This window comes from Neptuniibacter marinus, from assembly GCF_001597725.1.
Classification (GTDB): domain Bacteria; phylum Pseudomonadota; class Gammaproteobacteria; order Pseudomonadales; family Balneatricaceae; genus Neptuniibacter; species Neptuniibacter marinus.
In genome coordinates, this window is sequence record NZ_LUTR01000011.1 from 28,452 (window position 1) to 43,209 (window position 14,758).

Annotated in this window: 9 protein-coding genes; 2 read left to right on the forward strand and 7 right to left on the reverse strand. The window is 43.5% G+C overall.

The features are described from left to right. Positions 1-81 precede the first annotated feature (81 nt). Positions 82-1,899: a sodium:solute symporter family protein gene (locus tag A3774_RS09290; protein WP_067866505.1), complete on the reverse strand. Its 1,818-nt coding sequence runs from the start codon at positions 1,897-1,899 to the stop codon at positions 82-84. A 31-nt stretch (positions 1,900-1,930) separates the two neighbouring features. Continuing rightward, positions 1,931-2,191: a DUF4212 domain-containing protein gene (locus tag A3774_RS09295; protein ID WP_067866506.1), complete on the reverse strand. Its 261-nt coding sequence runs from the start codon at positions 2,189-2,191 to the stop codon at positions 1,931-1,933. Between the two features lie 318 nt (positions 2,192-2,509). On the opposite strand from A3774_RS09295, the gene A3774_RS09300 reads away from it, so the two are divergent. Then, positions 2,510-6,442 carry a hybrid sensor histidine kinase/response regulator gene (locus tag A3774_RS09300; RefSeq protein ID WP_067866508.1) on the forward strand — a complete coding sequence of 1,311 codons (3,933 nt, stop codon included), beginning with the start codon at positions 2,510-2,512 and terminating at the stop codon, positions 6,440-6,442. A 73-nt stretch (positions 6,443-6,515) separates the two neighbouring features. On the opposite strand, the gene A3774_RS09305 is transcribed toward A3774_RS09300, so the two are convergent. The 5 genes from A3774_RS09305 to A3774_RS09325 form a co-directional block, all read right to left on the reverse strand. Beyond that, positions 6,516-7,181: a response regulator transcription factor gene (locus tag A3774_RS09305; RefSeq protein ID WP_067866510.1), complete on the reverse strand. Its 666-nt coding sequence runs from the start codon at positions 7,179-7,181 to the stop codon at positions 6,516-6,518. Between the two features lie 155 nt (positions 7,182-7,336). Further along, on the reverse strand, positions 7,337-9,289 hold the full coding sequence (gene acs / locus A3774_RS09310) for an acetate--CoA ligase (RefSeq protein WP_067866512.1): 1,953 nt from the start codon (positions 9,287-9,289) through the stop codon (positions 7,337-7,339). Between the two features lie 229 nt (positions 9,290-9,518). Further along, the gene (locus A3774_RS09315) at positions 9,519-10,889 is read right to left on the reverse strand and encodes a sigma-54-dependent transcriptional regulator (RefSeq protein WP_067866514.1); all 1,371 of its coding nucleotides are present in this window, start codon (positions 10,887-10,889) and stop codon (positions 9,519-9,521) included. Positions 10,890-10,913: 24 nt separating this feature from the next. Next, a complete protein-coding gene (locus A3774_RS09320) occupies positions 10,914-12,014 on the reverse strand; it encodes a sensor histidine kinase (RefSeq protein ID WP_067866516.1) in 1,101 nt (366 codons plus the stop codon). Position 12,015: 1 nt separating this feature from the next. Next, on the reverse strand, positions 12,016-13,464 hold the full coding sequence (locus A3774_RS09325) for a sigma-54 dependent transcriptional regulator (protein WP_067866518.1): 1,449 nt from the start codon (positions 13,462-13,464) through the stop codon (positions 12,016-12,018). A gap of 246 nt (positions 13,465-13,710) precedes the next feature. Here A3774_RS09325 and rfbB point away from each other — a divergent pair, with 246 nt between their 5' ends. Further along, the gene (gene rfbB / locus A3774_RS09330) at positions 13,711-14,757 is read left to right on the forward strand and encodes a dTDP-glucose 4,6-dehydratase (RefSeq protein WP_067866520.1); all 1,047 of its coding nucleotides are present in this window, start codon (positions 13,711-13,713) and stop codon (positions 14,755-14,757) included. The last annotated feature ends 1 nt before the right edge of the window (position 14,758 follow it).

The window sequence follows — 14,758 nt, forward strand, 5'->3', positions numbered from 1 at the left end:
CTAAAATCCTTATACAATATTCACAAAAAAAGGCGCTCCAACTCTACGCTGGGCGCCTCTTTAATAGGTGATTACTCGATCTTAATGATCATGAGCCTCAGCAGCGCCACGCGGAATACGCAGATCAGCTACAATCTCCTGAATTTCTTTTGGTGGTGCCGCAGTCATACTAGATACTACGAAACCAACAATAATATGCAGAACCGCACCAACAGTACCGAAGCCACCTGGAGAGATGCCTAAGAAATACTGATCAGGTGTACCACTACCAAATGCGAAGTAGTACATGTAGCACATTGTAGATACTAGACCTACCAACATACCGGCAATCGCACCTTGTGAGTTATGACGAGTCCAGAAGATACCCATAATGATTGCTGGGAATACTGAAGCACACGCCAAACCAAACGCCAAGGCTACAACTTGAGCAACAAAGCCTGGCGGGTTAATACCGAAGTAACCGGCAATACAAATCGCAACAATCGCAGCTAGACGAGCATAAAGAAGCTCCTGCTTATCGCTGATATTCGGATTGATAGTTTTCTTCATCAAGTCATGGGAGATCGCTGTTGAAATTACCAACAACAAGCCCGCTGCAGTAGATAGTGCCGCTGCAACCGCACCCGCTGCTACTAACGCAATTACCCAGTTAGGAAGCTGCGCAATATCAGGGTTAGCCAACACCATAATGTCTCGGTCGACATATACTTCGTTAGCAAATGGCTGTTTATTTGCATCAAAATCAGCACCAGTAAGAGGGTTAGTGGCTACACGCTGCCCATACTCACCCCGCTCTTCTGTGAAGGCCGGCTTGCCTTTCTTAGCGTCAAATGCAGGACCTGCAGCATACTGAACTTTGCCGTCACCATTACGGTCATTCCAACCGATAAGACCTGTATTTTCCCACTGCTGGAACCACTTAGCTTCGGTTTTTAGAGCTTCATAAGAAGCACCAGAACCATCAGCGCCATTCAGTGTTTGGATCAGGTTTACACGACCAAAACCAGCCACACCAGGAATCGCAGTATAAAGAAGCGCAATGAAGATCAATGCATAACCTGCAGAGATACGTGCATCTTTAACACGAGGTACAGTGAAGAAACGTACGATTACATGAGGAAGACCTGCAGTACCGCACATTAGAGCAACGGTTAAGCAGAAGATATCAATCGTAGATTTCGTACCACTAGTATACTGACTAAAGCCCAAATCAACTGAAAGCTGATCCAAGGTCGCTAGTACAGACATACCACTATCTAATGTTGCACCTAAACCGATCTGAGGAAGGATATGACCCGTAACCTGAGCAGATAGGAACAATGCAGGTACAGTAAACGCAAGAATAAGTACGCAGTACTGTGCAACCTGTGTATAAGTAATACCTTTCATACCACCGAGTACAGCGTAGAAGAATACGATCGCCATACCGATAATTACACCTGTGTTGATATCAACGTGTAGGTAACGAGAGAACACGATACCAACACCACGCATCTGACCAGCAACGTAGGTGAAAGAAATTACGATTGTACAAGCTACTGCTATTACACGCGCAGTTTGCGAGTAATAACGGTCACCGATAAAGTCAGGTACTGTGAATTTACCGAACTTACGTAGATAAGGTGCCAACAAAAGCGCTAGTAGTACATAACCACCAGTCCAACCCATTAGATAAGCTGAACCATCACGACCGATAAAGGAAACCAAACCGGCCAGAGAGATAAACGAAGCTGCAGACATCCAGTCAGCTGCTGTCGCCATACCGTTTGCAATTGGTGGTACACCACCGCCTGCCACGTAGAATTCTTTGGTTGATCCTGCACGCGCCCATATCGCAATACCGATATATAGCGCGAAGGAGCCACCTACAAATAGAAAAGTTAAAACGTCGAGACTCATAGCAATGCCGTCCTAATTGAAATTATTATTGTTATTCGTGAACGTCATACTTCTCGTCAAGCTTGTTCATACTGAACACATAAGTCCAGATCAAGATGACGAATACGAAGATTGACCCCTGCTGGCCGAACCAAAAACCTAGTGGAAAACCGAAAAACGGAATTTCATTAAGCTGTTCAACGAACAGGATTGCACAGCCGTAGGAAACTACGAACCAGATTGCAAGGTGAGTCATAATGATGCGCAAATTTTCGCGCCAGTAGGCTTGCGCCTGCTCATTACTAATTGACATAACACCATCCTTATTTTTGTTATTGAAAAATTGGTGAAAATTTAAGACCAATAGAGACTATCAGACAGTGACGCCAAACAAAGCTAAACTTTAGTCGACTCGTTATATGCTAATTCTGAGCAATATCGCCTTGATTAACCATTTCCCGCAGACTCTAGGGCATAACCAAAAAACCTATTAACAACAAACACCTATACAAAAGTATTAGTCATTTAGATACATATCTATTAGTTATTCTGCAAAAATCAGGTAAACATTGGGTTCCTGCTAAAAACAAGTAAACTAACTACCTGACAATCTCACCGAGGAATTGTGTTTATGCTTTCAGGTTGGTCGATAATTCTTATATCGCTTGCCTACCTAGGCTTGCTTTTTGCCATCGCCTACTACGGTGACAAAAATGCTCAAAAAAATCCTCGAGCAGCCAGTAGACCTATCATCTACTCACTCTCCCTTGCCGTCTACTGTTCTTCTTGGACCTTTTATGGTGCAGTAGGCAGAGCAAGCACTAACGGCTGGGAGTTTTTAGCCACTTATCTCGGACCGGTCATCGTATTTATTTTCGGCTGGCAATTAATTGAGAAAATGGTACTGATCAGCAAACAACAAAATATAACAACCATCTCTGATTTCATCTCATCTCGCTATGGTAAAAGCCAAGCCCTAGCTGTATTAGTAACCATTATTGCCGTTATCGGCACTATGCCCTATATAGCCATGCAACTTAAAGCGGTGGCGATTAGCTACAACGCCCTAACACCTGGAACAGAAGAGGTCATCAGCAAAGGGAGCGATACCGCTCTCTTCGTTGCCATTGTCATGGCCATATTTGCCATTCTTTTTGGTACGAGACAGATAGATGCGACCGAACATCATGAAGGTTTAGTACTCGCCGTAGCTTTCGAATCCATCGTGAAACTCGCAGCATTTATAGCCGTTGGTATTTTCGTAACCTTTGAAGTTTTTGATGGTTTTGGCAACCTTGCTTACAATATCGCTCTACAATTAAACAACAATAACAACTACACTACCTCACTCCTTGAGGGCAGTTTTTTAACAGAGACACTTCTCGCCTGTGCGGCCGTCATCTGCTTACCGCGTCAATTTCATGTCACCATAGTAGAAAATACACATGCAGGACATTTAAAACTGGCACGCTGGTTATTTCCTGTCTATTTGATTTTACTATCTGCTTTCGTTCTACCCATCTCTACAGCAGGTGTGCTCTACTTTGAAGGCACAAACGTTGATGCAGATACTTTTGTGCTCATGCTCCCCTTAGCGGCAGATTACAAACAACTTGCAACCTTCGCGTTTATTGGTGGATTATCCGCAGCCACCAGCATGGTTATCGTAGCGAGCATTACCTTAGCCACAATGGTATGTAACGACATAATAATGCCGCTTTTATTTCGAATTTCATGGCTCAGACTCTCTGATAACAAAGATATCGGCTCCCTTTTACTTCGTGTCCGACGCATAACCATTTTATGCTTAATGATCTTGGCCTATTTTTACTATCGAATTCTAGGCGATCAATCCCCGCTTGCTTCTTTAGGCTTACTTGCATTTGTGGCAGCAGCGCAATTTCTACCAGCGATTATTGGCGGAATCTACTGGAAATCTGGATCCCGAAATGGGGTGATTGCTGGTCTAATTGGCGGATTTATAATATGGCTTTATACCCTTGTACTCCCCTCATTGAGTGAAGCGGGACTACTAGGTCCTGAATATCTCAACAACGGGATATTTAATATCACTTGGCTTTCCCCAACCCACCTATTCAACCTCGATAGCCTAGATGCTTTATCACATGGGGTGTTCTGGTCTTTATTCGTTAATACCAGCCTTTATATTCTGATTTCTCGCTACCCAACACCACGACTTGTGGACCGCATACAAGCAAGCGCATTTGTCGACGTATACAACAAGGATCTAACCGAAAGTTCAAGACAGTACGGACAAGTCACTGTTGGTGATTTACAAATGCTAACTGAACGCTTTCTAGGGATCAGCCGCACTCAACATGCTTTTACAGGCTTTGCTTTACAACGGGATGAAGACCCGCCCTTATCTGATGATAAAGCGACACCTGAACTAATCCAATTTACCGAACGCTTACTTGCGGGCGTGATTGGTGCTTCATCTTCACGCATAGTTTTAGCTTCTACCTTACGTGGGCAAGATATGCACATTGGCGATGTTGTAACTATCGTTGATGAAGCCTCGCAAGCACTCCGATTTAACCGTTCACTACTGCAATCAACTATTGAAAATATCAGCTTAGGCATTAGCGTTGTCGATCAGCAAATGAGACTTGTTGCATGGAATCGAGTTTATGTAGAGATGTTCGATTATCCGGAAGGCCTTATCTGCGTTGGGCGCCCAATTGAAGAAGTATTTCGTTTTAACGCAACCAAAGGAGAGTACGGCCCCGGTAATAATGAGCAGCAAGTCAAAAAACGTTTATCACTACTCAAATCAAGCCAGCGTCATAGTTATGAACGTTTTCGTCCTAATGGCACCGTACTCGAAGTCCGCGGCAACCCTATGCCTAACGGTGGCTACGTTAACACCTACATGGACATTACAACCTACAAACACGTCGAAGAAGCGTTAAGGGAAAGTGAACAGAACATTCGCATCTATACAGACAATGTACCTGTACTGATTGCATACCTTGACCCAGAAAGACGCTATCTCTTTGTCAATAAGGCTTATGCAGAAACCTTCCACTTGGATCGAAAATCAATCTCTGGAAAACCCTGCTATAAAATCATGTCTGAAGCAGAATACGAGCTCAGAAGCCCTTACATTACTGAAGCATTAAAAGGTAAACAGCAGCGTTTTGAAACGACCTTACCAACCTCTGACGGAAGCAAGCGATACGCAGAAGTAAAATACATTCCACATATAGGTGATTACGGCGATGTACTAGGTTACTTCTCTTTATACCAAGATATTACAGAACGACGTAAAGCAGAAATAGCCCTTAAAGAGACCAATGAAACTTTAGAGCAAAGGGTCAGAGAACGAACCCATGCTCTTTCTGTAGTCAACAAAGAGCTACGTAAAGAAAATACAATCCGCTCACTAATGGAAGATGAACTACGTCAGGCAAAATCGGACGCTGATGATGCTAATATAGGCAAAACACGTTTCTTAGCTTCAGCAAGTCATGACCTATTGCAGCCTTTAAATGCGGCACGCCTATTTACTTCCGCACTGGCCCAACAGAGCCATAGCGAGGAAACAAGTCAGCTTGTAGACAACCTCAATGGTTCTTTAACCGCGGCAGAAGAGCTAATTACCGCGTTACTTGATATATCTAAATTAGATGCCGGTGCATTAATTCCTTCAATTAGCGACTTCTGCCTAAGTGATATGTTTAACGCGCTGAATACAGAATTTACAGCCGTTACAAAGAAAAAAGGGCTAAGATTTCGTTTCGTCCCATGTAATAAGGTTGTTCGTTCCGACCAACAACTTTTGCGCCGCGTAATTCAAAACTTCCTCTCCAACGCTATCCGTTACACACAAGAGGGAAAAATTCTACTGGGTTGCCGCAGAGACAATAACATGCTGAGAGTTGAAGTATGGGATACCGGCGTCGGCATAGCTGAAGACAAACTCAACGAGGTATTTGAAGAGTTCAAGCGAATAGACAACCCAAGACACTCTCAAGTACAAGGCCTAGGGTTAGGGCTAGCCATCACCGAACGTATTGCCAATATGCTAGGACACAGCCTGAATGTTCGCTCATGGCCAACCAAAGGCACCGTATTTAGTATTGAAATACCTTTAGGTGATCCAGCACAAGCCATCAAACCTAAACCTGAAAAACGCGGCTGGATTCACAGTAAAGGGCTTAAAGGAACTAAGGCATTAGTGATCGATAATGAACCTAAAATTCTTGAAGGGATGTCAGCTTTACTTAATGGTTGGGAATGCGAAGTTAATACAGCACTATCAACAGCGGATGCGATAGAACAGATTAACGCGGGCTTCCAACCCGAAATAATTCTGGCAGATTATCATCTTTCAGAAACACTAACCGGTATTATGGCGCTGGAAGATATTCAACCACTGCTCAACAAAAAAGTACCGGCCATTATCATTACCGCAGACCGCACCGAAGCAGTAAAAGAGGAGATAGCCGCTAATGGCGCTCAACTACTCACAAAACCGATTAAGCCTGCTGCACTAAGGGCCATCATTAACAAAACCATCGCAACCGCACGGGCCAGTTAAAGCAAATACCCCCTGTGCCACAGACATGAAAAAAGGCGCATTAAGCGCCTTATTAAAATCAACGAGCTACACGTTACTCTAAATCAGTTTTAGGCGGCTCTACACCCAAACGCTGTGCTGCGATTACCGCCTGTGTACGACTATGAACGCCCAATTTACGTAAGATAGCAGTTACATGCGCCTTGATGGTTGCTTCTGAAACATTTAATTCATAAGCAATCTGCTTGTTTAGCAGCCCCTCAGTCAACATAGTCAAGACGCGAAATTGCTGCGGCGTTAAGGCCGCTAAAGCGACTGCAAACTTCTGATCATCTTCACTTACATCAGGAAGATTATCTGCAACCTCCTGTGGCAACCATTCCTCCCCTTTTAGTACCGCAACAATCGCATCCGCTATTGTTTCTAAAGAAGAAGATTTTGGAATAAAACCAGAAGCACCATAATCAATTGCACGCTTCATAATATGAGGCTGCTCGCTTCCGGAAACTACAACCACAGGTATACCTGGATTTTGACCACGAAGAAAAACCAAACCTGAGAATCCATTAGTGCCTGGCATGTGAATATCAAGCAAAACAAGATCAGCATCAGAATGCTGGTCAACAGCCTCCTGAACAGCCGGTAGAGAATCTGCTTCTATCGTCTCGACGCCGGGCAGTGCCTGAGCAACCGCCTGCTTCAAAGCCGCGCGAAATAGTGGATGATCATCTGCAATAATAATTTTTTGAGCTAACTGCATGCGTTCAATTCCCCCTTAAGAAACTGTTACTCGAACGCCGACCGTAAATGGAACGGTTTTCCAGTGATTTAACTACTACTATAGAACAAAAAACTCCCGTAAGTCTCGGATATTCCGAGTCCTACGAGAGTTTTTAGACTAAATATTAAAAAATATTACTTAGCACGGTTCATTCGGTTATTGATGAGATCATCTACAACCGACGGATCAGCCAGTGTTGAGGTATCACCTAATGCATCAAAATCATCTTCAGCAATCTTACGTAAGATACGGCGCATGATTTTACCAGAACGAGTTTTCGGCATGCCTGGTGCAAATTGAATCAAGTCAGGCGAAGCAATTGGACCAATCTCAGAGCGAACATGCATACGCAGTTCTTTCAGTAGCTCATCTGATTGCTCGTAGCCGGACTGTAGCGTCACGTATACGTAGATACCCTGACCCTTAACTTCATGCGGGTAACCTACTACAGCGGCTTCAGCTACAGCAGGATGCGCAACAAGTGCTGACTCAACCTCAGCGGTACCCATACGGTGACCAGAAACGTTAATTACGTCATCTACACGACCTGTGATCCAGTAATATCCATCTTCATCACGACGCGCACCATCACCTGTAGTGTAATAGCCTTTATACGTAGAGAAGTAAGTCTGAATAAAGCGCTCATGATCACCCCAAATAGAACGACTCTGACCAGGCCATGAGTCTTTAATAACGAGGTTACCATCGGTAGCACCTTCCAGCTCATTACCATCCGCATCAAGCAATGCTGGCTGAACACCAAAGAATGGACGTGAAGCAGCGCCTGGTTTAGCAGCAGTAGCACCAGGTAGAGGCAAGATCATCATGCCACCTGTTTCTGTCTGCCACCACGTATCAACAATTGGGCAACGGCTCTGACCAATAACACGGTAATACCATTCCCACGCCTCAGGGTTAATCGGTTCACCTACTGAACCTAAGATACGTAGTGAAGATAGGTCGGAATCACCTAGAACATCTTCACCTTGCTGCATCAAGGCACGAATCGCGGTTGGCGCCGTGTAGAACTGGTTAACTTTATGCTTTTCAATAACGCGACCGAAACGGCTGTTATCTGGGTAGCTTGGAACACCTTCAAACATCAATGAGGTGCCGCCATTGGCAAGTGGTCCATAGACAATATAACTATGACCTGTAACCCAACCCACATCGGCAGTACACCAGTAGATATCACCTTCTTTATAATCGAAGGCATATTCATGAGTCATAGAAGCGTAAACCATGTAGCCGCCGGTTGTATGCTCAAGACCTTTTGGCGCACCCGTTGAACCGGATGTGTAAAGGATAAACATTGGCGCTTCAGCTTCCATCTCTTCAGGAGCACATTCTGCAGAAGCATCAGCTACTAGGTCTTCATACCAAACATCAACGCTGTCATTCCACTCAACATCTTGATCAACACGCTTAACAACGATAACGCTCTCGATGCATGCTTTCGCTGCTTCATGCTCAAGCGCTTTGTCAACATTAGCTTTCAGCGGTACAGACTTACCTGCACGTAGGGAGTAGTTTGAAGTAACAACGACTTTAGAGTTCGCGCCTTCGATACGTGCTGCAAGCGCTTCTGGTGAGAAACCACCAAATACGATTGAATGCACTGCACCAATACGTGTACATGCCAGCATTGCAACAGCAGCTTCAGGGATCATTGGCATGTAAAGAGTTACAACATCGCCTTTTTTAACGCCACGCGCTTTAAGCGCATTTGAGAACTTACAAACACGCTCATGTAGTTGACGGTAAGTAATATTTTCAGACTCACTTGGGTCATCTCCTTCCCAAATGATAGCAACCTGATCACCGCGAGTTTCTAAATGACGATCAAGACAGTTATATGACGCATTTAACGTACCATCTTCGAACCAACGGATATCAACATTATGTGGATCAAAAGATGTATTTTTAACTTTTGTATATGGTTTGAACCAATCTAGGCGTTTACCTGCTTCACCCCAGAATGAGTCTGGATCATTCACAGACTGATCGTACATTGCTAGATATTTATCATTATCAATGTGCGCCTGTGCCGCGATCTCCGGACTAACTGGATATATTTTTTCACTCATCGTGATGCCCTTAGCTTGATTGTTGTAATTATAAAATACCCTCAGATCGTCTATGTTTTTGGTATTTTTTATTATCAGACGCAAATGAGGTTAAATATCTGTCCTAGGTTTATACAGAAGGGAGAGCAATACCCTGAATTAGACCTTGGTATATCCGAACTAAGACCTTAGTCCCAGAAAACCCACAACAAGCTGATTTATAAGTGATTTTTTATTATCCAACAATTCATCAACGACCGAGCAATTTATCCAAATCTAAGCCTAACTCACGCATTTTTGCTAATTTATAGCGCAAGGTTCGGGGACTTATCCCTAAATTTTCAGCAGCATTCTTACGACTTCCATGAGTTGCTTTCAACGCATCGATAATTAATTGGAATTCATGTTGGCGCATACCTTCGCCCAACTGACCCACCAAATCTTCATCATCTAATTCGGTCTCTACTTCCGATATTTCCGCCTGGGAAATGTCAGCAGGATTAAGCATAAGATCAGCCATTCGAATCTCAGCCCCCCCTTGCAAAATCAAAGCACGCTGAACCACATTATCCAATTCTCTAACATTCCCCGGCCAACTATGCTCAACTAGTGCATTAACAACTTCAGAGGACAAACCAACAGGGGAACGCTGCATCTTTTGGCAATACTTGCTAAATAAAAGCTCAGCTAAAGGCACTATATCCGCTGGCCGCTCTCTCAAGGGTCGCCATTGAAGAGGAAACACATTTAAACGGTAATAAAGATCTTCTCGAAACTTACCCTCAGAAACATAAGTTTCAAGCTTGCGGTTAGTCGTAGCAATCACACGGACATTGAGCGATATCACTTTACGCCCACCTATACGCTCAACCTCTTGCTCCTGCAAAACGCGTAACAGTTTTGCCTGTAAACCTAAATCCATTTCCGACACTTCATCTAAAAGCAAAGTCCCTCCATCAGCTTGTTCAAACTTACCGGGAGAGCTGGTATATGCTCCAGTAAACGCCCCTTTTTCATGCCCAAATAGCGTAGCTTCCAACATATTTTCAGGGATAGCTGCGCAATTGATGGCAATAAACGGGTTATCAGCTCGTGAAGAGTGGTTATGAATATATTGGGCTAAAACCTCTTTACCCGTGCCTGATTCACCAGAGATAAGCACTGTTGAATCTGAAGCAGCCACTCTTTTAGCCAATTGAAGTAATTGCTTACTACTACTCTCTTCCGCAATGGGCTGTTGTGCTTCGGGCGCTACAACAGCACCCGAGGCAAAACGACGTACAGCAGAAATAAGGGCTTCAGAATCAAAAGGTTTCATTAAATAATCAACAGCACCTGCCTTAATCGCCTCAACTGCTTTACTCACTTGGCCAAATGCAGTGATCAACATAACAGGAAGCCCTGGATGTAATTTCCGAATTTCATCTAAAAGCTGATGACCATCCATGCCTGGCATATTCACATCAGTAACAACCATATCGACCTGCTGTTTGGCGAGTAACGCTAAGGCCTCTTCAGCATCAGGCGCCTCAATATAGGAGAACCCCGCTAGCTCTAGCGTATCGCAAAGCGCTTCTCGTAACTCATTGTCATCTTCAACAATCATTATCTTATTAGGCATGTTGTATATCGCTCAAGCTTAGAGTTATTTGGTTAATAGGCATGGCAGTACTATAGTTGCAACAGTACCCTCCCCCAGAGTGGAGCGTATGAAAAATTCACCATGATGCGCATGAGCAACCACCTGAGCTACAGCTAACCCCAACCCTGTACCATGAGACTTAGTTGTATAAAAAGGTTCTAGCGCACGTTTTAATTGCTCCGGCGTCATACCTTGCCCTTGGTCAATAATCTGCAGGGCTATGCGGCCCGCGTCATCCGTAAAACGTATAGTTAATTCGCACCCTTTACCACTTGCCTGGAGCGCGTTTTCAACTAGGTTGATACATACACCTAACAGTGCGTCCTTATTACACTGAAACTCGTAATTAGGGACATCATTGATACAATCACAATCTGCATCATAGCTGACGAGAGGAAGATCAAGCATATCCTCTAACTCCCGCATAAATGCGGAAGAAGAGATCTGATCATCCAACCGCATTTCTCCCCGCGCAAAAATCAGCATATCTCGGACTTGCTGCTCAAGGTTTGTTAAACGAGATTTAGCTTTACGTGCAAACTTCTGCCGCTGCTCAACTAAAAGATCTGGGCGCATTAAGTGATCAACATAGAGCAACGCTGCGGATAAAGGCGTCCTAATCTGATGCGCCAATGAGGCCATCATACGACCCATCTCAGACAACCGCTGATAATGGGAAACACGCCCTTGTAGCAACCGCGTTTCGGTTTGGTCTATCAGTAACACTAACTGGCCCGGCTCACTATCCATCGCGCGGGTCATCAAACTGACACGACGACCATCTTTTAAAGAAACCTCATGCCCATCATCTCCACGAGGTGCAAAACTGCGGTTAATAATGTCAAACCAAAACTGCCCGATTAAAGGGGTACCCAAAAAGCTTTCCGCTGCAGGGTTGGCCTCAGCCACCTTGCCTGCGCCATTAATTAGGACAACACCTGCCGGTAAAATCGATAATAGGTTTTGAAAACGGTCACTAAGCCCAACATTTTTATCTTCATTTTTTTGACGTTGAAGAGACTCGCTTATTAGGGATTCTTGCGCCTGACTTAAGGCCGTTTCTAATTCCGTAATACGGGTTTTATAGCGTTCGATATCATTCATATTACTTACGTTGCATCCCATATTTACGCATTTTTTCTACTAAGGTCGTTCGCCTAATTTTTAATAACTCAGCAGCTCTGGCAACAACACCCTCATGTACTGCCAATGATTGCTCAATTAAGCTCCGCTCAATAGCTTCTAAATGAGCCTTAAGATCCAGCCCTTCTTCAGGCAGATGATCTAAATGAGTGGCAGAAGCTATAGCGCCAGTAACAGAGGATGATTCCAACAACTCTTCCGTATTCGCATAACGCGCAGGATCAGGTTCTTCAACATGCTGAAAACGGGCCGGCAACTCAGAAACACCAACAACGCCATTAGGAAAAAGAATCGCTAGTCGTTCAGCAAGGTTGGACAGCTCTCTCACATTACCAGGCCAAGGATGAGCCTTTAAGGACTCTAGAGCGCTCATTTGAAATCTGACAGAGTCAAAACCTTGTTTTTTTAATCGGCCTAATAACTCATCCAGTAATAGAGGAATATCTTCGGTTCGCTCTCGTAATGGCGGCATCTCAATTGGGAAAACATTTAGGCGATAATAAAGATCCTCTCTAAAGCTCCCTTCTTCAATCATCTCTTCAAGGTTTTTATGCGTTGCGGCGATAACACGTATATCCGCTTCAAGTGTTTTAGTGCCACCGATACGCTCAAACTTTCGCTCTTGAAGCACACGTAATAGCTTTACCTGCATAGATAAAGGCATATCACCTACTTCATCAAGAAAAAGCGTCCCCCCTTGAGCCAGCTCAAAACGGCCTGAACGACTAGAAACCGCACCCGTAAAAGCTCCCCGTTCGTGACCAAACAACTCACTTTCAAGCAAATCTGCAGGAATAGCTCCACAGTTAATCGGCACGAATGGGCCATTTTTACGTACAGAATAATCATGTAGATTCCGAGCAACCACCTCTTTACCAGTACCCGACTCCCCTGTAATTAAGACATTAACATCACGTCCCGTGACTTGAGACATAGCCTGCCGCACCAGCCTCATAGACCGACTACTACCGACTAAACTTGAAAAAAGCTCTGAAGAAGGATTATTCGCATCCCTTGCCCCCAGGGACGGCCGAGAATAAAGTTGAGCTTTATGTAATTGATCGAGTAACTCTTGATAACTAAAGGGCACATTTAACTGCCCTGTCACACCACTTTTCAGATCATCAGGCAGCTCAGCGACTTCAGACCATTCATCTAAAGTAACAACAGCAGCATCAGGTGTTTTTTGCTGTAAATTGCGTAGCAGCTTTTCAAGGGATATAGGTAATTCACTTTGTCCAAGCAACACTAAAGAGACTTTATCACCTTTGAGTGATTGGTCATCTGACTGCAACCAATCAACAAATCCATAGAATTCAAACGGGCGACCTAAAAAAGAAAGTGCAGCACGAATTAACTCTCTGCGACTTAGATCATCATCAATAATTAATAGTTTTGGCTGCGCAGTCATTCCTGCTTATCTCTACCTGATTTGAGTAGAACCAATAGTGGCAACCACAGCACGAAATGTCAATTATCTGACAGAACTTAAAAATAGAAAAATTAACGCCTATATTTTGACGCACATGAGAATATCCCTTTCAACAAAACCCTGATTTATAATAGTCGGTGAATCCAAAAAAAAATTAACGTTTCTACTATAACTTCAATAAGATAAAGTAATTCCCTATAAGCTCATACAGAAAGCAGGAATAAGATGAGATTCATAATTACAGGAGGAGCAGGATTTATAGGCTCTGCAGTTATCCGCCGCCTACTAAAACACACTAACGATACTGTTATAAATATAGACAAGCTAACCTATGCTGCCAATATAACTGCACATAACTCATTTTTACAAAACGAACGCTATCACTTTGAACAACAAGATATATGTGATGCTACTGCTATCAGTCATATATTCACCAAATACCAACCTGACGCAGTAATGCATCTAGCCGCAGAATCCCATGTAGATAGATCAATATCCGGACCAAACGCTTTCATTCAAACCAATATAGTCGGAACTTACACACTGCTAGAAACATGCCGTCACTATTGGGCAACACTTAATGCTGAACGTAAATCAATTTTCAGATTCCATCATGTATCAACAGATGAAGTCTTTGGTGATTTATTACCCACCGATACCCCCTTTACAGAAGAGAGCAACTACAATCCTAGCTCTCCATATTCAGCATCAAAAGCAAGCTCTGACCACTTAGTTAAAGCATGGCAGCGCACTTACGGATTACCGACTATTATATCCCATTGCTCTAATAATTATGGGCCTTTTCAGTTCCCTGAAAAACTAATTCCTTTAACCATCCTTAACGCTCTACAAGGCAAGAAAATACCTATATATGGAACAGGTGATCAAATCCGTGACTGGATCTATGTAGATGATCACGCAAAAGCCTTACTCCAAGTAATCAAACGAAGTGATATTGGAGAAACCTATAACATCGGTGGCCAAGAAGAAAAAAAGAACATAGAGGTGGTAAATACAGTCTGCGATCTACTCGAAGAGCTCTGCCCAACCAATATACCCTATCACTCCCTTATAACTTATGTCACAGATAGAGCTGGGCACGATAAAAGATACGCTATAAATTCAGATAAAGCCTATTCACAGCTAAACTGGAAACCTGACCATTCTTTTAGTGACGGTCTAAGAGAAACTGTACACTGGTACTTAAACAACAGCGATTGGTACAATAACAACAAAGCATCCACCATAAATAACAAAAATAATAATGACTAAG

Bases quoted from the DNA above. Each gene is read 5' to 3' on its own strand.
- A3774_RS09325 (WP_067866518.1), bottom strand. From the start codon at position 13,464: ATGACTGCGCAGCCAAAACTATTAATTATTGATGATGATCTAAGTCGC.
- A3774_RS09290 (WP_067866505.1), bottom strand. From the start codon at position 1,899: ATGAGTCTCGACGTTTTAACTTTTCTATTTGTAGGTGGCTCCTTCGCG.
- A3774_RS09305 (WP_067866510.1), bottom strand. From the start codon at position 7,181: ATGCAGTTAGCTCAAAAAATTATTATTGCAGATGATCATCCACTATTT.
- A3774_RS09300 (WP_067866508.1), top strand. From the start codon at position 2,510: ATGCTTTCAGGTTGGTCGATAATTCTTATATCGCTTGCCTACCTAGGC.
- A3774_RS09295 (WP_067866506.1), bottom strand. From the start codon at position 2,191: ATGTCAATTAGTAATGAGCAGGCGCAAGCCTACTGGCGCGAAAATTTG.
- A3774_RS09320 (WP_067866516.1), bottom strand. From the start codon at position 12,014: ATGAATGATATCGAACGCTATAAAACCCGTATTACGGAATTAGAAACG.
- rfbB (WP_067866520.1), top strand. From the start codon at position 13,711: ATGAGATTCATAATTACAGGAGGAGCAGGATTTATAGGCTCTGCAGTT.
- A3774_RS09315 (WP_067866514.1), bottom strand. From the start codon at position 10,889: ATGCCTAATAAGATAATGATTGTTGAAGATGACAATGAGTTACGAGAA.
- acs (WP_067866512.1), bottom strand. From the start codon at position 9,289: ATGAGTGAAAAAATATATCCAGTTAGTCCGGAGATCGCGGCACAGGCG.